Origin of the sequence: Vibrio atlanticus (genome assembly GCF_024347315.1) — a bacterium.
Taxonomy (GTDB): Bacteria; Pseudomonadota; Gammaproteobacteria; order Enterobacterales; family Vibrionaceae; genus Vibrio; species Vibrio atlanticus.
In genome coordinates, this window is sequence record NZ_AP025460.1 from 2804204 (window position 1) to 2825915 (window position 21712).

Sequence of the window (21712 nt, forward strand, 5' to 3'; positions counted from 1 at the left end):
TCAAAGGAAAGTAGTACCCAATTTATGTTTAGATTCTATCGTAAGCAGAAGTTTAAGCGCCTTCAAAATACCCTAATGCTGGCATTTCTTGTCCTTAGTATTACCCCAGTAACACTTATCGCGATATTTTTCCTCCAATCGCACAGTCAGGATCTTCAGGAACAAAGTACTTCGCACCTTGTTTCCGTCCGTGATACTAAACAGCAGCAAATTGTCGATTACCTACAAGCTCAAGAATCCCAAGTGATGGGTTTTGTTCGCTCAGAGCTTGCCAATGCCAGTGGCGGACGATTCTATGGTTTGATCAATGCATTCCAACGCCTCGGCTTAGACATTGACGAAGCACGCGCTAATGCGCAGCAACGCTACATTCAAGGATCGGGCGATCAAATCAAAACATCGATTCTCCCTGAATCCAGCAGCTTTATTGGCAGCGAGCGCTATCGTCTACTTCACAAGCGCTACCACAACTCTTATTTGGAGCTGCTTAAGCGTTCTGATTTTGACGACATTTTATTGGTCGACATTAACGGCAACATCGCTTATTCAGTTTTTAAGCGCGATGACTACGGCACCAACTTGCTGACAGGTAAGTACAAAGATGCAAACCTCGGCAAAACCTTTCAACGCCTGGAAAAGGACGTAAAAGACAAACGCAAATCCAACGAAGACTACACGCCGGTTATCGTTTCTGACTTTAAAGACGAAAATGGTAAACAGACCGCATGGTTAGGCGCACCTATCGTTCAACAGGGCTACCTACACAGTTACGCCATGTTTAGACTACCCATCAATGGTATTACTAAGCTTATTGCCGATCTCAACAAGAGTTCGAATATTCAAACCTTGCTTGTCGGCGATGATCATCTGCCACGTAGCCTTGCCCATTCACAAGAGTCGATTAATCTGAGTTTAGATGTTGTTGATAAAGCTCTGGCAGGAGAAACGGCCGTTGGCACCTTCGACAACGCTCAGGATCAAGCGATCATCGCTGCATATACTCCAATTGAGCTCAAATATGCGACTTGGGCACTGGTCGTCGAGCTTCCAGAGAAAGAAGCGTTTGCCCGTATTCATCAGTTAGAAAAGATCTTTGTGATCGTGATGTTGACGGCGATTATTCTTGTATTTGTCGCATCCCATTATCTGTCTAACTTCATCACATCACCGTTACTCAAGCTCACATGGGCAGCAGAGAAAGTCTCTGCGGGTGACCTTGATGAAACCATGATTAATACCGAACGAAAAGATGAGATAGGCCGCCTCGCGGTAAGCTTCGAAAGAATGCAACGTTCGATTCGTGAAAAGATGCTGCTCATTAAGAGCCAAAATGATGAGCTTGAGGATAACCTTAAGACCATTCAAAAACAAAATGAAGAGTTGCAACTGGCCAACAAACTTAAAGATGAATTCTTAGCAACAACATCACACGAATTGAGAACGCCATTACATGGCATGGTAGGTATCGCTGAAGCGCTAATATCTGGTGCAAACGGTCCTATTCCTGCCAACCAGAAGTACCAGTTGGATATCATCATCAATAGTGGCCAGAGATTGGCAACACTGGTCGATGATCTACTTGATTACCACAAAATGCGCTACGGCAGTTTAGACATAAATAAATCTGCTGTTGATTTATCTGCTGCTACTAGCTTGGTACTAGAATTGTCTCATCATCTGTTGGGCAATAAGCCAATCCGAATTATTAACCAAGTACCCAGTGACTTAGGGTTGGTTTCGTCCGATCCTCAACGATTAGAACAAGTGATGTATAACTTGGTGGGCAATGCCATCAAGTACACATCAGAAGGTAAAATTGTTATCTCAGCAAGCGTTATCGACGACAACATTCGTGTACAAGTTGTTGATACAGGCCAAGGCATACCTGCTGAATACTTAGAACACATCTTTGAACCACTGATTCAAGCAGGACAAGACTCAAGTAACTATCGCCAAGGTGCAGGGCTTGGGTTGTCGATAAGTCGTCAACTGATTGAACTGATGGGCGGTTCACTGTACGTAAGTAGCCAACCAATGCTTGGCACGACGTTCAGCTTTACCCTGCCTTTAGCCACCCAAGAAGAATTGGATAACTACAGTGATTCAGGAAGCTATTCGCACTTCCAAGCGCCAGATTTAATTGATAACAGCCAACAAGAAAATAGTATTATCAGTGAAGATCCAGACGGTCCGTTACTGGTTATCGCCGACGATGAACCAGTAAATTTACGCGTGCTAGACAGTTTCTTGAAATTGGAAGGTTATCGAGTGCGCACCGCATGTGACGGCCCAGAAACCATTGAACTGATTGAGAAAGAGAAGCCAGAGTTACTTCTGCTCGATATTATGATGCCAGGTATGAGTGGCTATCAGGTGTGTGAAGCTCTGCGTAAGCAATACGATCATGCACAGTTGCCAATCATCATGCTCACTGCTCTTAATCAAGCAGAAGACCGTGTTCGTGGCTTTGAAGCTGGTGCCAACGATTACTTGTCTAAACCGTTCAACAAACAAGAGCTGGCGGCGCGAATTACGGCTCACTTATCAGCAAGCAAAGCTGAGCAAAGACGTCTTGAGAATGATCAGCTGCAACTAGAACTTAAACACAGGGCCATGGTTGAAGCTAACCTACTAGAAACTCAAGGGCGTTTGCTAGAGCAATTAGAATCAGCCCCTGAGGCCATCATCTGTATTCGTGATGACCAACGAATTCGATTTGCCAACGAAGCTGCAGCAAAACTATTTAGGCGCGGGCAAGAGCAGCTTAAACGCTCTATGGCCGATGAGATCATTGCGCCTAAATACCTTAAGGTGGAACAAGCTCACTACTGTGGTGATATTGATATCTATATAGACGACACTCGTCAGCGCATACCAAGTGATATCCTTAAGCTACCTGAAGGCTCAGGGCTCGACACCATGTATATCTTTAATGTTGGTGGTGGGGTTAACTCAAACCGAGTCAATAACCTTGAAACGGCGGTTGAGGCACTTTCAAGCTACGCCTTTGAGGGTGACAAAGATAAACTTCAACAACTGAAAGAGCTTGGTGGTGAATTTACTCGCCTTGCAGATAAAGCAACCGGTGAAGGTAAAAACAAACAAGAGCTGATGCGTGAAGTGCTGGTCGATGTCATGACTAATGCCATCATCTACTGGGAGTCTGTTACAGGGGAAACCAAGTTTGCCTTCGCAGAGAAGAGTGGCTTGTGGCGCGTCTACCTAGACCGCAGTACCCTGCAAACTAGAACGCTAGACAAATATCTACGTGTAGAAACTCTACCGAAAACGCCTCGCTGGCGAACGGTACTGAGCTCTATCGAGTTTATACTTGAGCACTGTAAAGAACAGACACCTGAAAGGACTCATATTGAGACCCTAAGGGATAAGCTACAAAAACTACTGACCAGTTAGCTCTGAAGTAAGCTCAAGCTACTGTAAATAATGAAGCCCACCTAGCGTGGGCTTTTTTGTGAATATCGTACGCGACCAAAGGACAATGACGTCGATTCAAACACACTTCTTTTACGGCATTAAACAAGCAAAATGACACGTTACTCAATCTTAAACAATCACCAGTTCAGTTACTATTTTGAGCCTTATTCTTGGCTGAATTTCACATTCCTCCGGCTCTTTGTTGCAGTTTGAGAAGCGAGTCACAACAGAACGGCAGATTTAATTTTCTAGAAAAATTTAACGTAAAATAGGTAAGTGACCGAGATCTACAATTACACCACCGCAAGATAAGCATCTATAATTAAAAGCCGAAAGGGTTAGTGACCACTTACAAAAAGCTACCACCACAAAACCAAATGCGAGTCACATCACCTTAACAATTGCGCACAAAAAACCACCAAAGCAAGCCATTTTGACGTTAATGACGTGGCGCTGTGTGTTTTTAACGTTTTTGACGGGAAACGAGTTTGATTAATTCATCGATAAGGTGTTTTCTTACTCCTGCCAAAGGCCTACAGGCCACTCTTACCACTTCTCAGAATCAAAGATGAGTCTGGAGCAACGAAGAAGAGGTAGGCCTTTAACTAGAGTGTGTATCTACTAACTAATTAGCGACAGATAACATTCAATCCATTAGTGAAATGAAAGCAAATAGTAAGGAACAGCTATGCTTGCCAATATAAAAAAAACAGCAATAGCAACAGCAATTATTGCAACTGCTACAACAGGTTTTGCATCAGTAGCAACAGCTGCAGAGCGCAGCGAACTGACCGTTCACCCGAAAGAGTACACTACATTCGTACGTAACTTTAACCCGTACCTTGGTGCTACTAACCTACATACTACAACTGACTTCATGTACGAGCCTTTAGTAGTATTTAACGAAATGCACGGTAACACTCCGGTGTTCCGTCTAGCTGAAAACTTCAAAATGTCAGATGATCTGATGAGCGTTGTTTTCGACATTCGTAAGGGTGTTAAATGGTCTGATGGAGAAACTTTCTCTGCTGATGATGTTGTTTTTTCTTTCAACCTTGTAAAAGAGAAGCCAGAGCTTGACCAATCTGGTATCAACTCTTGGGTAACTTCTGTAGAAAAACTGAACGACAACCAAGTTAAGTTCACACTAACAGAAGCAAACTCAAACGTACCTTACGAGATTGCTAAAGTACCAGTAGTACCTAAGCACATCTGGAAAGACGTGAAAGATCCATCAACGTTTACCAATGAGAACCCAGTAGGTTCTGGTCCGTTTACAGAAATCGATACGTTTACAGCTCAGCTATACATCCAGTGTGCTAACCCGAACTACTGGGATGCAGACAACCTAGATGTTGACTGTCTACGTGTTCCACAAATTGCGAACAACGACCAGTTCTTAGGTAAAGTTGTAAACAGTGAAATGGATTGGACGTCTTCTTTCGTTCCTGATATCGATCGTACATACGCTGCAGCAAGCCCTAAACACCACTACTGGTACCCGCCAGCAGGTACACAAGCATTCATCGTTAACTTCAAGCACCCTGATGCTGCGAAGCATGAAGCATTGAGCAACGTTGAATTCCGTCGTGCTTTCTCTATGGCTCTTGATCGCCAAACTATCATCGACATCGCATTTTACGGTGGCGGTACTGTGAACGATTTCGCATCGGGTCTTGGCTACGCGTTTGAAGCTTGGTCTGATGAAAAAACTCACGACAAATACAAAGGCTTCAACACTTACAACGCTGAAGGCGCGAAGAAGCTTCTTGCTGACGCTGGCTTCAAAGATGTAAACAAAGATGGTTTTGTTGACACTCCATCAGGCAAATCTTTCGAACTAATGATTCAATCGCCAAACGGCTGGACTGACTTCAACAACACAGTTCAACTTGCGGTAGAGCAACTAAACGAAATCGGTATTAAAGCGAAAGCTCGTACACCTGACTTCTCTGTTTACAACCAAGCAATGCTTGAAGGTACATACGACGTAGCATACACAAACTACTTCCACGGTGCGGATCCATACACGTACTGGAACAGTGCTTACAACTCATCACTACAATCTGGTGATGGTATGCCTCGTTTCGCTATGCACTTCTACAAAAATGACAAGCTAGATGGTCTTCTAAACAGCTTCTACAAAACAGCTGACAAGAACGAACAGCTAGATATTGCACATGGTATCCAGCAAATTATCGCTGCAGACCAAGTGACAATCCCTGTGATGTCTGGTGCTTACATGTACCAATACAACACAACTCGATTCACTGGTTGGTGGAACGAAGAAAATCCAAAAGGCCGTCCAAACATTTGGGCTGGTATTCCAGAGCGTCTACTTCATGTACTGGACCTAAAACCAGTTAAATAAGTAATCGTTCAATCTTTGCGGCGTAACTTCTTACGCCGCTTATAAAAATCCCCACACTATCAATTGAAAGTATGGCGCTAGTCGTCAGGGGATTTTTCGTTCCAAATTTCGCTAGGAGCGACCTGAATCCAGAAACAGGGAAACAATCTGGGTGAGTAAGGTGTGAGTTATGGGTTATTTTTTAAGACGTTTGTCATTTTATTTTGTCGCGCTATTAGTTGCAGCGACGTTAAACTTTATTATTCCAAGAGCAATGCCTGGTGACCCAGTTACCATGATGTTTGCGAACGCTTCTGTTCAAGTTACTCCTGAGCGTATTGCGGCAATGAAAGAACTATTAGGCTTCGTTGATGGCGGCTTACTGGTTCAATACGGCGCATACATGAAGAACATTCTAAGCTGGGAGCTTGGTACATCAATTCAATTCTACCCACTTTCAGTAAATACACTGTTAGGTGGCGCATTCGGTTGGTCGCTATTCTTAGCAGGCACCGCCGTTATTCTTTCTTTCTCTATTGGTTCAATCCTAGGTATTTTTGCAGCGTGGAAACGTGGCAGCAAATACGATGCCTTTGTGACTCCCGGGATGCTTATTCTACAAGCCGTTCCTCAGGTTGTTATTGCCATGCTTGCACTGTTTACCTTCGCAATCGGCTTGAAATGGTTCCCAACAGGTTACGCCTATACCGCAGGTACGATTCCAGATTGGACAAGCTGGGCATTCATTAAAGATGTCGCTTACCACGCCTTCTTACCTTTGCTATGTGCATCCATTGTTCAAATTGGTGGCTTCCTAGTAAACATGCGTAACAACATGATCAACCTGCTAGCTGAAGATTACATCACCATGGCGAAAGGCAAAGGCCTTAGCGAAAACCGAGTGGTATTCAATTACGCAGCTCGTAACGCGATGCTACCAAGTGTGACAGCACTTTCTATGTCGCTAGGTATGGCAATCGGTGGTCAGTTAATTATCGAAATCATCTTTAACTACCCAGGCCTTGGCAGCGTACTTTTCAACGCAATTAACGCTCGTGATTACCAAGTACTGCAAGGTCAACTGCTTATCATGACGCTATTCATGCTGTTCTTTAACCTAGTTGCAGACATGCTTTACGTTGTTCTTGACCCTCGTCTTCGTAAGGGTGGTAAATAATCATGAAAGATATTCTAAAACTCATTTGGCGTAACCCGATGGCCTTAACCGGCGTCATCATCCTAAGTATTTTTATTCTTGGTGCGATTGCGGCTCCATTGATCACAAAACATGTGCCAGACAAACGTACAGGTAATCCACACGAATACCCTGGCTTCGTGGTTAAGTCTGCACAAACTAACCCTGATGGCTGGGTTGCTCAAAACCTAGCAGACGATCGTCGTACGTTGATAATGTCTAAGAAGGCAGACCACGTACTGGGAACAACTCGTATGGGTCGTGACGTTTGGTCACAAGTGGTATACGGCGCACGCGTATCTCTTGCTGTAGGTTTTGGTGCGGGTCTTACCGTATGTTTACTAGCAACGGTTATCGGTGTTTCCGCAGGCTACTTTGGCGGCCGTGTCGATGATGTTCTGACAGCCGCAATGAACATCATGCTGGTTATTCCTCAATACCCATTACTGTTCGTAGTTGCAGCCTTTATCGGTGAGGCAGGGCCACTCACCATAACCTTGGTTATCGGCTTTATGTCCTGGGCTTGGGGCGCGCGTGTTGTTCGTTCCCAGACCTTAGCACTGCGTGAAAAAGAGTTTGTAAAAGCCGCTGAAGTTCTGGGTGAATCTTCATTCCGTATTATCTTCGTAGAGATTCTTCCAAACCTTATCTCTATCGTTGGCGCGAGCTTCATCGGTTCGGTGATGTACGCAATCATGATGGAAGCAACGATTTCGTTCCTAGGTCTTGGTGACCCGAACACAATCAGCTGGGGCATCATGCTTTACAACGTTCAAACCTCTTCATCAATGCTGATTGGCGCTTGGTGGGAACTGTTGGCTCCTTGTATCGCATTGACACTACTTGTAACTGGTCTTGCTCTACTTAACTTCGCTGTCGATGAAATTGCCAACCCGCAACTGCGTTCTCACAAAGGCATGAAGCGTTGGAAGAAATTAGCAGCACAAGACAAAGAAGAACGTGAACCTGAACTACCACCACAAAATGCACTTTGGAGCGGAGATAAATAATCATGTCTGAACCACTAATTTCTATCCGCAATTTATGCGTGGATTACATCACAGAGTCTGGCGATGTACGTGCGTGTAACAACGTAAGTTTCGACATTGCTCCAGGTGAAGTATTCGGCCTAGCTGGTGAATCTGGCTGTGGTAAATCAACTGTTGCTTTCTCTCTTATGCGTCTGCATAAGCCGCCCGCTTACATCAGTGGTGGTGAGGTTATCTTCAATGGTGAGAACATCCTTGAATACAGTGATGACCGTATGCAAGCGTTCCGTTGGAGCGAGATGTCGATGGTATTCCAGAGTGCGATGAACGCACTCAACCCTGTATTACCAATGGAAGAGCAGTTCTGTGACGTAATTATGCGTCACACCAACATGACTCGTGAGCAAGCTAAGCAACGCGCTGAAGGTCTACTTGAAATCGTAGATATTCACCCGAGCCGATTGAGTGACTACCCTCACCAATTCTCTGGCGGCATGCGTCAGCGCTTGGTTATTGCTATCGCTTTAGCATTGAATCCAAAGCTGATCATTATGGATGAGCCAACGACCGCACTTGATGTGGTTGTTCAACGCGAAATCCTACAAAAGATCTATGCACTAAAAGAAGAGTTTGGCTTCTCGATTCTGTTCATCACTCATGACTTGTCATTGATGGTCGAGTTCTCTGACCGTATCGGCATCATGTACTCAGGTGAGCTTATCGAAGTTGCCAATGCTCAAGATATTCTAGAAAACCCTTACCACCCTTATACCAAAGGGCTGGGAAGTTCTTTCCCTCCACTGACAGGGCCAAAGACAAAACTAGCGGGTATTCCGGGCAACCCTCTGAACTTGTTAGAAATTCCTGAAGGGTGTCGTTTCCAAGCTCGTTGTGATCGTGTACATGAAACGTGTACCAAGGTGCCAACCAAGCTGCGTTCTATCGACCCGGGACATTTGTCTAACTGCCACCTGTACGGTGACCCAATAGTACAAAGGAAGCTATAGCTTGCACGCTGATTCAGCGTGAATAACGAATAAGGCGGCTCGACCGCCGAAATGCAAGCAAAGCGAATAAGGATTCTGGAGACAATTATGAGCAAAGATTTCGGTCAATTATTGGTAGAAGGCAAGAATGTCGTAAAAGACTTCCCAATAAGCAGTACCACAATTCAAACCCCAATGATGCGTGCGATTAACGACGTATCATTCAAGATGTATAAAAGTCGCGGCCTAGCTGTGGTTGGTGAGTCAGGTTCAGGCAAATCAACAACAGCAAAAATGATCGCAAAAATGTACGCGCCTTCGGGCGGTACGATCGAATACAAAGGTCGTGATATCCAAGAGATCTCAAGCAGAAAAGATCTTATGCACTACCGTGAAGGCGTGCAGATGGTATGGCAAGACCCGTTTGGTTCCCTGAACCCAACACATAACATCTTTCACCACATAGCTCGACCATTGTTGATCCACAAAAAAGTATCTCCGGGCAACAAGAAAGAGTTACAGGAACGTGTGTACGATCTTCTAGAGCAAGTTGGCTTAGTGCCACCACAAGCAACGGCAGAAAAGTACCCTCATCAACTCTCTGGTGGTCAGCGTCAACGTGTCAACCTAGCCCGTAACATTGCAGTTGGTGCAGAAGTTGTATTAGCCGATGAACCAACATCGATGCTTGATGTATCGATTCGTGCTGGTGTTTTGAACCTGATGGAAGAAATGAAGTTTGAGAAACAAATGTCTCTACTTTACATCACCCACGATATCGCAACCGCTCGTTACATTGCTGAAGATCTTTCAGTGATGTACGTAGGACACATGGTGGAATGGGGCGATACCGATGATGTGATTGCTAACCCTCAGCATCCTTACACCCAACTGCTTGTTTCTGCGGTTCCAGATCCTAAAAAATCGATCCACGAACAACTCGCAGGCAACAAAGGTGAGATCCCTCTTTGGACACCAGTCTCAGCAGGTTGCCCATTTGCAGGCCGTTGCACTCATGCAATGGACAAGTGTAAAGAGCAGTTACCAGGGGTTACGCAGTTAGCTGATAACCACTTTGTGCGTTGTTACCTACACGAAAGTTAAGCAATAAAACCAAGTTAGGGTCTGCGGGCCCTAACTATTTGTATCCAAAACATTTTATATCCAAAACATTCAAGTACCTAGCCAATAGAAACTAGGACTGTCGGAGAATATTGATGCTGTTATTGACCAACCATATTGGCTACGAATCCACGGCTCCAAAGCAGGCTATTCTGCAAACGAAGAAAGCTCGCTTATCAAGTACGACTGCACTTTTGGTGTGTGCCGACAACCATATCACTGTCGGAAGTTTTGATGTGGTTAAACAAGGCCGCGTAGCAAATTGGCATCAAGGGCAATTCTTCACTATCGATTTCAGTTCATTCACTGAATCAGGTCGCTACTACCTACGTTTTGACAACCTACGCTCTGAAGTATTTGAGATTGGTAGCAACCTATTAATGAACCACACGTTTTCTGATGTGCTTCATTACTTTAAGTCACAACGCTGTGGCGGTAGTTTCGACAAAAAAGATCGACAAGCACAAATTATGGGCACTGACAGATACGTCGATGTTCATGGCGGTTGGTACGACGCATCAGGTGATGTAAGTAAGTATTTTAGCCACCTGTCTTATGGTAACTACCTCAACCCACAACAAATTCCAATGGTTGTTTGGAACATGCTCAAAAGCGTGCGCTTGACTAGCAATAACCCAGACTTTCCTAAATTCTCTATGACTCGTTTAGTGGAAGAAGCCCTATTCGGTGCCGATTTCTTAGTGCGTATGCAAGACGCTGACGGATACTTTTACATGACGGTATTCGACAAGTGGAGTAAAGACATCAATCAACGTGACATCTGCGCATACGCCACTCAAGAAGGTAACAAATCAACCGACTTGCAAGCGGGCTACCGACAAGGTGCGGGCGTTGCTATCGCCGCATTAGCTGCTGCATCTGAACTTGAAACCTCGGGCAGTTACTCGAGCCAAACTTATCTTGAAACTGCCGTTAGCGGTTATTGGCACTTAAAAGAACATAACCTACAGTACCTAAACGATGGCGAAGAAAACATCATCGATGAATATTGTGCCCTACTCGCTGCCAATGAACTGTACCGAGTAACAGAGGACGAGCAATACCTATCCGAAGCAAGAGTTTGGGCTAGTCGCTTGATCTCTCGTCAGCAATCCGATGATTCAGTTACGCACTTCTGGTCGGCAAACTCTGATGGCTCTCGCCCCTATTTCCATGCTGCTGAAGCTGGCCTTCCTGCGATTGCTCTGTGCGAGTACATCGATAATGAAACTGACACTGAGTTGCAAGAACAAGCACGTGTGGTTGTTGAGCAAGCTTGTCAGTTCGAAATCAACATTACCGACAAAGTTATCAATCCATTTGGCTACCCAAGACAGTACGTAAAGTCTGTCGATGGTGTTAAGCGCGATGCCTTCTTTGTCGCTCAACAAAACGAAACTGGCTACTGGTGGCAAGGCGAAAACGCACGTCTTGGCTCAATTGCGACCATGGCTTACCTAGTTCAACCGCACATTAAAGATAATGACCTTCAGCAGCGTCTAATCCAACTTTCACAAAACAGCCTTGATTGGATTTTAGGATTGAATCCTTACCACATGTGCATGCTTGATGGCCACGGTCATAACAACCCAGACTATCTACCACAACTTGGTTTCTTCAATGCCAAAGGCGGGATTTGCAATGGCATCACGGCAGGGTTCGAAGACGAACAAGACATCGCATTCAACCCACCAGCACAGAAAGACGACATGCTTCAAAACTGGCGCTGGGGTGAACAATGGATCCCTCATGGGGCGTGGTATTTGCTAGCAACGGCTGCGCAATTCAACTTCCTAGCACAAAGTAAGGAGCAATAATCATGACGCTTTACTACGTAGGTATTGATGGTGGCGGCACATCTTGCCGTGCTCGCATTCGTGATGACCAAGGCAAACTCATTGGTGAAGCGAAAAGTGGCAGTGCCAACATCCTTTTGGGTGTCGATGTTGCAATGAGTTCAATTGTTGATGCGATTACTAAAGCCGCACAACAAGGGCAACTCAACTCTAACGATTTTTCTAATATGCATGTTGGTTTGGCGCTAGCTGGTGCTGAACAGAAGTCAGCATGGCTCGACTTCATGGCACAAGCACACCCTTTCGCAAGTATGACACTCAATACAGACGCCTATGGTGCATGTATTGGTGCACATAATGGCCAAGACGGCGCGATCATGATTGGTGGTACAGGTTCATGTGGTATCTACCTAAACAACGGCGAACAACATGTGGTTGGCGGTCGTGAATTTCCAATTTCTGACCAAGGCGGCGGCGCAGTGATGGGCCTTCGTTTAATTCAGCAAGTTCTACTCGCTGAAGATGGTATTCGTAACAAAACCCCACTGACTCAACATGTTATGAATCATTTCAATAATGATGTTGATGCGATCGTGGCATGGTCAAAAGGCGCGATTCCAAAGGATTACGGTCAATTCTCACCCGTCATTTTTCAACTGGCAAATGAAGGCGATGAACTGGCTATCGAGATGCTTAAGCAGACTGCAGCCGATATCGAAATGTTTGTATTAGCACTTCATCGAAAAGGCGCTGACAAGGTGTGCTTAATGGGAAGTATCGCTGAGCGTATTCTCAACTGGCTATCACCACCTGTACAACAATGGATCGTTAAACCTCAATTCGACGCTATTGAAGGTGCATTGATGTTTGCCGGAAAACCACAACACAACTTGTATCAACAGGCTTAGCAGGGAAGTTATATGAATTATCGCATCGACTTAGCTGTTCTTTCTGAACAAAAAAATAACTGCCGATTTGGCCTTACGGTACATAATTTAAGTGACCTCGACGTAAAAGATTGGTCTCTGCATTTTGCATTTGACCGATTCATCCTTCCTGAGAGTCTATCGCAAGGTGAACTGACTCAAGTAGGAAGCTTTTGCTCGTTCAAACCAAGTTCGCCCGTGTTAAAGGCCAATAACCATTACTACCTTGAATTCAGTATTCAAAGCGCACCATTCCGCTTCTATTCGGATGGCCTTAATGATGCATTTATCCAATCACATCATGATGGAGAAACATCGGTACTGCCTGTCGCGATATCACCCATAGTACTGGCTTCACCATACCGTGAACGCAATCAAATACCTGAAGTTAACGCTTCTGAGATCGCATTAATTCCTCAACCAAATCAGATCGAACTCAAGCAAGGTAGTTTCGCACTAAGCTGTGAATGCAAGATTGAGGTTCAATCTCACCTTGCAGATAAAGCCGTCTCTTGGTTGCAGCAAGAGTTACTTTCTACCTTTGAAATATCTCTTTCGAATGAGCTTTCAACTGAACTTTCAAAAGACGAAAGCGGCGACATTCTATTTCGCAGCAATCCAACATTAGACGAAGCAGAATACAAACTCCGCATTACTGAACAACAAATAATTGTTGAATCAGGTAGCCAGTCTGGGTTTACACACGCCGTGGCAAGTCTGATTCAATTGGTTCAACAACTGGATGTCGAAAATTTTTCTATTCCATGCTGCAAAATCGCCGATCACCCTCGCTTTAAGTACCGAGGCATGATGTTAGATTGCGCGCGCCACTTCCATTCAGTAGAGCAAGTGAAGCGCTTAATCAATCAACTAGCGCACTACAAATTCAACGTTTTTCATTGGCACCTAACCGATGATGAAGGTTGGAGAATCGAGATCAAGAGCCTACCTCAGCTAACTGAAGTCGGCGCATGGCGCGGTCCTGATCATGCATTAGAACCGCAATACACCCACATTGCGGATAACTATGGCGGTTTCTACACGCAACAACAGGTTCGTGAAGTCATTGAATACGCAGAGCAGCGTAGCATCACGGTTATCCCTGAGATTGACATCCCAGGACACTGCCGCGCCGCAATAAAGTCACTGCCTGACATGCTAGTTGAGCAAGCAGACACCACACAATACAAGAGTATTCAACACTACAACGACAACGTGCTAAATCCAGGTTTACCGGGTACTTACCAATTCTTAGATGCCGTTATTGAAGAAGTTGCGGAGCTTTTCCCTAGCGAATTGATCCACATGGGCGCAGACGAAGTACCACCCGGAGTGTGGACCAACAGCCCTGCCGCTCAAGCTCTGATGAAAGAACATCAATATCAAGACAGCAAAGATTTACAAGGCCACCTATTCCGTTATGCCGAAAACAAACTCAAACAACTTGGTAAGCGCATGGTGGGCTGGGAAGAAGCACAGCACGGCGACAAGGTGAGCAAAGAGACCATCATCTATTCATGGCTCAGTGAAGAAGCCGCTATCAATTGTGCTCGCCAAGGCTTTGATGTGGTGCTGCAACCAGCACAGTTTACCTATCTCGACATGACCCAAGATTATGCACCGGAAGAACCGGGCGTAGATTGGGCTGCCGTTATCCCCTTAGAACAAGCTTATACCTACGAAGCCCTCGCTGAGATATCCGACACCGATCCAATTCGTAAGCGGATCCGCGGAATTCAGTGTGCTCTATGGTGTGAGATCGTTACCAATCAAAAGCGCATGGATTACATGATATTTCCAAGAATTAGCGCTTTAGCTGAAGGATGTTGGACACATAAAAACAACCGAAACTGGCTAGATTACCTATCTCGCCTAAAGGGCCACCTGCCATTACTCGACAGACTCAATGTTGATTATCGCAACCCTTGGAAAGCTGAATAAACGAAACCAAAGCACACTCAAGTCGAGTGCTTGCTTCCCCTGATTAAGGTGCTCAGTCAGATTCGACTCAGCATCATTATTTAAAAATTAGCTGCATAGATGCAGTTTGTTAAAAAGGAAATGACAATGAAATACGGCTATTTCGATAACGATAATCGCGAATACGTCATCACTCGCCCTGATGTACCAGCACCTTGGACCAACTACCTAGGTACTGAAAAGTTTTGTACCGTGATTTCGCACAATGCTGGCGGCTACTCGTTCTACAATTCTCCGGAATACAACCGTGTTACTAAATTCCGTCCAAACGGCACCTTCGACCGTCCAGGACACTATGTTTACCTGCGTGATGATGAGACGGGCGATTACTGGTCTATCTCTTGGCAGCCAGTGGCAAAGAGCCTAGATGAAGCGAACTACGAAGTTCGTCACGGCCTGTCATACTCAAAATTCAAGTGTGAATACAGTGGTATTACAGCAACCAAAACGTTATTCGTTCCTAAGGGTGAAGATGCGGAAGTTTGGGATGTCGTACTAAAGAACAACACTGACAAACCAAGAACCATCAGTACTTTCTCATTTGTTGAGTTCTCGTTCAGCCACATCCAATCGGATAATCAGAACCATCAGATGTCTTTGTACTCTGCGGGTACGTCTTACCAAGAAGGTGTTCTTGAATACGACCTGTACTACAACACTAACGACTTTGAAGGTTTCTACTACCTAGCTTCAACTTTCTCACCAGACAGCTACGACGGCCAACGTGATAACTTCCTTGGCATGTACCGTGATGAAGCGAACCCAATTGCCGTTGAGAACGGTAAATGTTCTAACAGCGCCCAAACCTGTTACAACCATTGTGGTTCTCTGCACAAGCAATTTACGATTCAGCCGGGTGAAGAAGTTCGCTTTGCTTATGTACTAGGTATCGGTAAAGGCAACGGTGAGCGCCTACGTGAAAAGTACCAAGACACAGCTAATGTCGATGCCGCTTTCCAAGGCATCAAAGATCACTGGGACGAGCGTTGCAACAAATTCCAAGTTAAGTCTCCAAACGAAGGCTTAGACACCATGATCAACACATGGACGCTATACCAAGCCGAAACCTGTGTGGTTTGGTCTCGCTTTGCATCCTTCATTGAAGTGGGTGGTCGTACTGGCCTTGGTTACCGTGATACTGCGCAAGATGCGATTTCAGTACCTCATGCCAACCCACAAATGACTAAGAAACGTATTATCGACCTGCTTCGTGGCCAAGTGAAAGCCGGCTACGGTCTACACCTATTCGATCCAGACTGGTTCGATCCAGAGAAAGCAGACGTTGAGCCATCGAAATCACCAACGGTTGTTCCAACGCCTTCAGATGACGATAAGATCCACGGCATTGAAGACACCTGTTCTGATGATCACTTATGGATCGTTCCGACCATCATCAAATATGTAATGGAAACAGGTGAACACGACTTCTTTGATGAAGTAATTCCATACGCAGACGGTGGCGAAGCGACCGTTTACGAACACATGAAAGCGGCACTGAACTTTTCTGCAGAATACGTGGGGCAAACAGGTATCTGTAAGGGCCTTCGTGCAGACTGGAATGACTGTTTGAACCTTGGTGGCGGTGAATCTTCAATGGTTTCATTCCTGCACTTCTGGGCTCTACAAGAATTCCTAGACCTGGCTAAGTTCCGTAATAACGATGCTGACGTTACTAAATACACAGAAATGGCGGCGAACGTACGTGAAGCCTGTGAAACACACCTATGGGATGACGAAGGTGGCTGGTACATCCGTGGTCTAACAAAAAATGGCGACAAGATCGGTACCGCTCAACAAGCTGAAGGTCGTGTACACCTAGAGTCGAACACGCTAGCGGTTCTATCTGGCGCGGTTTCTCAAGAGCGTGGCGAGAAAGCGATGGACGCTGTTGATGAGAACCTATTCTCTGAATACGGCTTGCACCTAAATTCTCCTTCATTCGCAACACCAAACGATGATATCGGCTTTGTGACTCGCGTTTATCAAGGCGTAAAAGAGAATGGCGCAATCTTCTCTCACCCGAACCCATGGGCTTGGGTAGCAGAAGCGAAGCTAGGTCGTGGTGACCGTGCGATGAAATTCTACGACGCACTGAACCCGTACAACCAAAATGACATGATTGAAACACGCTACGCAGAACCATACTCGTACGTGCAGTTCATCATGGGTAAAGATCACCAAGACCACGGCCGTGCAAACCACCCATGGTTAACCGGTACCTCTGGTTGGGCTTACTTCGCGGTAACCAACTTTATTCTTGGTGTTCGCACAGGCTTTGAAGGCTTAACGATTGATCCTTGTATCCCGACTGATTGGCCGGAATTCGAGGTTACTCGTCAATGGCGTGGTGCGACTTACAACATCACAGTGCAAAACCCGAATGCAGTAAGCAAAGGGGTTACCTCTATCACTATCAACGGTGAGTCAGTTGAAGGTGCAATCCCAGTACAAGCAGAAGGCAGCGTGAACGATGTTGTCGTTGTTCTAGGCTAGTCACTTAATTTAACGAACAGCTCTTGCCTCAAGTCTTTATCGACTTGAGGCAATGAGACTAAAAGGATTTTCTAATGATTAAATTTGGTACAGGTGGCTGGCGCGCTTTCATTGGTGAAGAGTTCACCAGAGACAATGTTCGCCTTGTAGCGCAAGCGCTCGCTAACATCATCAATAATGAAGATGCAGCCAAGAATGGATTCGTTATCGGCTATGACCGTCGCTTCCTTTCAGATAAAGCGGCATGCTGGTTTGCAGAAGTACTTGCGGCGAACAACATCAAAGTAAGCTTCATTGATAAGTTCGTTCCAACACCTATCGTGATGTTCCAAGCAAAAGAGATGGGATGTATTTACTCTGCGTGTATTACCGCTTCTCACAACCCAGCAGACTATAACGGTATTAAGATCTTCATTGAAGGTGGCCGTGATGCTGATGAGATCATCACAGAAAAGATCGAACAACAGATTTCAACCCTAACCAGTGAAGATGTCGTCAGAGTCGATTTTGAACAAGCATTGAATGACAAAGAAATCGAGATCATCAACCCGATGAACGACTTTGTTGATTCAATCATCAACTTCATTGATATCGACTCGATAAAGAAAGCCAACCTGCGCGTACTGATTGATCCAATGTTTGGTGTTGCGAAAAATGCTCTACAAACAGTACTGATCAACGGTCGCTGTGATGTTGATGTAATCAACGATGGTAAGAACCCAGATTTCGGGGGCCTAATGCCTTCGCCGAATGCCGCTACGCTCTATCGCTTGAAGCACTTGGTGGCAGCAGAAGGATATGACATTGGTATTGGTACTGATGGCGATGCCGACCGTTTAGGCATCATTGATGAGAAAGGTCACTTTATTCACCCTAACGAAGTGCTACTCCTACTTTACTACTACTTACTGGAATACAAAGGCTGGAAGGGCTCTGTCGTTCGTAACATCGCCACCACGCATCTACTCGACAAAGTAGCGGCAGATCATGGTGAGAAGAGCTTTGAGGTTCCTGTAGGCTTTAAGCATATCAGCTCTCAAATGGAAGCCGATGATTCACTAATTGGTGGTGAAAGCTCGGGAGGTTTAACCATTCGAGGTCACATCAAAGGTAAGGATGGCGTATTTGCTTCAAGCTTACTGGTTGAGATGATCAGTGTAACAGGTAAAAAATTATCTGAGTTACTTGATGAAATCTACTCTAAGTATGGCTATGCCTACACGGCAGAAGGAGATTGCCAGTTTAAGCCTTCAGAGAAAGAAGCGCTCTACACCAAGATTTACGTAGAGAAACAACTGCCTGAATTTGAATACGAAATTGAAAAAGTCAGCTATGAAGATGGCGCTAAAGTGTACTTCAAGAATGGCGGTTGGGTGATCGCTCGCTTCTCCGGAACAGAGCCATTACTGCGAATCTTCGCAGAAATGGAAGATAAAGACACTGCAGAACGTGTTCTTCAAAAAGTGAAAGACTTCCTCTCTCTATAGATTTATAGAGTGCAGCAGTTTTGAATGGGACTTAACAAACCACTGCCTTGTTAAAGCCTATAGGTGAAGAACTCTTGCCCAGTACTCTGTATCAAAGTACTGGGCTTTTTTACGAATGCATTTTACTTTTCGGCAAAACGATACTTACTGCGTATCATTAAAACGCCAATACACCTTTGGTATCTACTTTGACGGTGACTGGCATACCAACACCTAGAGCCTCAGAAGACGTTGCTAATAGTTTCTGACCGTTAGCTTCAATCACATAGCGACAGTGGTCGCCCATAAATTGTTGTTCCAACACAGACAGGTTACTGTCGACATCATGACTCGCTACTATATGCTGTGGTCTTAGTAACAACGCACATTCCGCTCCCACTTCGATCTGAGTTTGTGCTTTCGCTTCTATCAGACCCAAACTCGTTTCAAATTCATTATCTGAAATACGCTGTGCATTCAAGTAGCTACCACCACCTAAGAAATCTGCAACAAACTTACTCGATGGGTGGAAGTACAACTCAGATGCTGAACCATATTGCTCAATCACACCATGGTTCATTACCGCCATTTTATCTGAAAAAGCGAATGCTTCTTCACGGCTGTGCGTTACAAAAATAGCAGTAACACCCTGCTTTTTAAATATTTTACGAATCTGAGAGATCAACTCATGGCGAACTTGAGTATCAATATTTGAGAAGGGTTCATCCAATAACAATAAGTCTGGCTTGTACGCTAAAGAACGAGCAATCGCTACGCGCTGCTGTTGACCACCAGAAAGTTGATGTGGGTATCGGTCACCGAATTCATCTAAGTGAACTAGCTCCAACATCTCTTGAACTTTCTCTTTCTTTTGCTGCTCAGAGAGGCCTTTGAGGCCAAAGCAGATATTCTGGTTTACCGTCAAGTGCGGAAACAGGGCGTAATCTTGAAAGATCATTCCGATGTTTCTCTGCTCAGGTGGTAACCAGTTGTCTCCATCGTCGATGGTTTGACAGTTCAAGCTCATGACACCACTACTCAATGGAAGCAGGCCGGCAATCGCTTTAAGCAGCGTTGTCTTACCACAACCACTGGCACCAAGCAGACAAACAATTTCACCATGCTCAACTTCTAAAGAAAGAGATTCCAAAATAGTTTGGGACTCGTACTTACAAGTCAGATCTTTAATTGATAATGCACAACTCATTAGTGTTTCTGCTCCAAGGAACGGTTTACGATAATCAGAGGAATTAAACCCACTAACACCAATAATACAGCAGGCATCGCCGCCAACTCTAGGTGCTCATCTGAGGCATAGTTATAAACATAGGTCGCCAATGTTTCGAAGTTGAAAGGACGTAACAGCAATGCCGCATTTAGCTCTTTCATTGATTCGATAAACACCAATAATCCGGCGATCAATGCGCCTCGTTTAATCAAAGGTAAATGAACACGACGTAACATCTGGTTGGTATTGCAGCCCATTGTTTTAGATGCCATATCCAATGAAGGAGAAACTTTACTCAAGCTGCTTTCAATGCTGCCAATTGCAACCGCTGAAAAACGCACGACCATGGCAAAGATAAGTGCAAACATAGAACCAGAGAAGATCAAACCTGGTCCTGTCCATTCCATCACTTTTGCAATGTCGTTGACTAAATGATCCATAAACAAAACTGGGACCATCACACCAATGGCTAACACTGTGCCTGGAACGGCATAGCCCATGGAAGCGATACGCATATAAGCCTGATTTTTCTTACTTGGGCTAACACGTTGATTGAAGTTCACAATCAAAGCAATAACGACACCAATAATTGCAGCAACTACCGAAACATAAAGGCTATTAACGGCATACTCTCTAAATTCAGGGGTCCAGCTTTGAGCAAAATATTTGTAGGCATAAATTATTAACTGGGCAAGAGGGAACAAGAATGCGACACACACCAACCCCCAACACCAAAACAATGCTAACCACTTCTTCCAACCGGAAAGGTCGTAACGAAAATCTTCACGACTACTGAATTGATTCTGGAATAATTTCTGTTTGCGACGGCTGTATCGCTCTGAACTCAATAGTAGGATCACAATAACCAGCATGATCGCCGATATTTTCGCAGCAGCCGTTAAGCTTGAGTAACCTAACCAAGTATCGTAAACCGCAGTCGTTAAGGTATTGACTGCAAAGTAACTTACGGTACCAAAGTCACCAATGGTTTCCATTGCAACCAGTGATAGACCGACCGCCATTGATGGACGAACAAGCGGCAAGGAAATACGACGAAAGCTTTCCCAAGGTGAACACTTTAACAACCGAGCGGATTGCAATAAGGAGACGTTTTGCTCCATAAAAGCCGCGCGGCATAGCAAATAAACATAGGGGTAGAGAACAAGTGACAGAACAATAATAGCTCCGAACAAGGTTCTAATGTCTGGGAACCAGTACTCTCCGGGCCCCCAGCCTGTTAAATCTCGTAGCAGAATTTGAACCGGACCAGCAAAGTCGAACCAATCGGTAAAGATATACCCGACAATATAGCCTGGCATTGCTAATGGTAGCACTAACGCCCACTGTAAAACGCGCTCTCCTGGAACACGGCACATTGCCATAATCCAAGCTGACGGAATACCAAAAGCCAAAGACAGGAATAAGGTTCCTATGACTAAAACCACCGTATTATAAGTATAGGTGGGCATTACTGTGGACATAAGATGAGAAAATAGCTCATCTGTTTCTCCAACAGCAGTCGTAAAAATCGCTAAAATCGGTAAAACCAGCAATACAGCAATGATGCAGCTACTGGTGTTCCATAAATAATTCTTTTCTTTCATCGCCTAACTACAACGAGGCTTAATGAAACACAAATGCATTTGCAAATACATCTCATATCCTTTTAATGGGGGGTTATTTATACCCATATACTGTAATGACTTCAAGGTGAGATGCTCATAACTCTGGGGATTAACGGGGAGC

Annotated in this window: 13 protein-coding genes; 11 read left to right on the forward strand and 2 right to left on the reverse strand. The window is 44.9% G+C overall.

What is annotated here, in order from left to right; translation table 11 throughout:
* The first annotated feature begins 24 nt into the window (after positions 1-24).
* The 11 genes from OCV30_RS12490 (at position 25) to OCV30_RS12540 (ending at position 18759) form a co-directional block, all read left to right on the forward strand.
* Positions 25-3414, forward strand: a complete 3390-nt coding sequence (locus OCV30_RS12490; protein WP_065678084.1) for a response regulator — start codon at positions 25-27, stop codon at positions 3412-3414.
* A 709-nt stretch (positions 3415-4123) separates the two neighbouring features.
* Complete coding sequence (locus OCV30_RS12495; RefSeq protein WP_009847561.1) at positions 4124-5806, forward strand: ABC transporter substrate-binding protein; 1683 nt, start codon at positions 4124-4126, stop codon at positions 5804-5806.
* Between the two features lie 169 nt (positions 5807-5975).
* Positions 5976-6962 (forward strand): ABC transporter permease, encoded by a 987-nt coding sequence (locus tag OCV30_RS12500; RefSeq protein WP_065678083.1) that lies wholly within the window; start codon positions 5976-5978, stop codon positions 6960-6962.
* A 2-nt stretch (positions 6963-6964) separates the two neighbouring features.
* Positions 6965-7990, forward strand: a complete 1026-nt coding sequence (locus tag OCV30_RS12505) for an ABC transporter permease (protein ID WP_009847563.1) — start codon at positions 6965-6967, stop codon at positions 7988-7990.
* Between the two features lie 2 nt (positions 7991-7992).
* On the forward strand, positions 7993-8976 hold the full coding sequence (locus OCV30_RS12510; RefSeq protein ID WP_009847564.1) for an ABC transporter ATP-binding protein: 984 nt from the start codon (positions 7993-7995) through the stop codon (positions 8974-8976).
* 87 nt (positions 8977-9063) lie between these two features.
* Positions 9064-10059 carry an ABC transporter ATP-binding protein gene (locus OCV30_RS12515; protein ID WP_009847565.1) on the forward strand — a complete coding sequence of 332 codons (996 nt, stop codon included), beginning with the start codon at positions 9064-9066 and terminating at the stop codon, positions 10057-10059.
* A gap of 113 nt (positions 10060-10172) precedes the next feature.
* Positions 10173-11894 (forward strand): glycoside hydrolase family 9 protein, encoded by a 1722-nt coding sequence (locus tag OCV30_RS12520; RefSeq protein ID WP_065678082.1) that lies wholly within the window; start codon positions 10173-10175, stop codon positions 11892-11894.
* A gap of 2 nt (positions 11895-11896) precedes the next feature.
* Positions 11897-12781: a glucosamine kinase nucleotide-binding domain-containing protein gene (locus tag OCV30_RS12525; RefSeq protein WP_065678081.1), complete on the forward strand. Its 885-nt coding sequence runs from the start codon at positions 11897-11899 to the stop codon at positions 12779-12781.
* Positions 12782-12793: 12 nt separating this feature from the next.
* The gene (locus tag OCV30_RS12530; RefSeq protein WP_065678080.1) at positions 12794-14740 is read left to right on the forward strand and encodes a beta-N-acetylhexosaminidase; all 1947 of its coding nucleotides are present in this window, start codon (positions 12794-12796) and stop codon (positions 14738-14740) included.
* 126 nt (positions 14741-14866) lie between these two features.
* Positions 14867-17272, forward strand: coding sequence for a glycoside hydrolase family 94 protein (locus OCV30_RS12535; RefSeq protein ID WP_065678079.1), 2406 nt, complete (start codon positions 14867-14869; stop codon positions 17270-17272).
* Between the two features lie 74 nt (positions 17273-17346).
* Positions 17347-18759, forward strand: coding sequence for a phosphoglucomutase/phosphomannomutase family protein (locus OCV30_RS12540; protein ID WP_065678078.1), 1413 nt, complete (start codon positions 17347-17349; stop codon positions 18757-18759).
* A gap of 157 nt (positions 18760-18916) precedes the next feature.
* Here the strand turns inward: OCV30_RS12540 and OCV30_RS12545 are convergent, their stop codons facing one another.
* Positions 18917-19945, reverse strand: coding sequence for an ABC transporter ATP-binding protein (locus OCV30_RS12545; RefSeq protein WP_017097323.1), 1029 nt, complete (start codon positions 19943-19945; stop codon positions 18917-18919).
* Complete coding sequence (locus OCV30_RS12550) at positions 19945-21570, reverse strand: ABC transporter permease (protein WP_065678077.1); 1626 nt, start codon at positions 21568-21570, stop codon at positions 19945-19947. The genes OCV30_RS12545 and OCV30_RS12550 overlap by 1 nt, the downstream gene beginning before the upstream one ends.
* Positions 21571-21712: the final 142 nt, after the last annotated feature.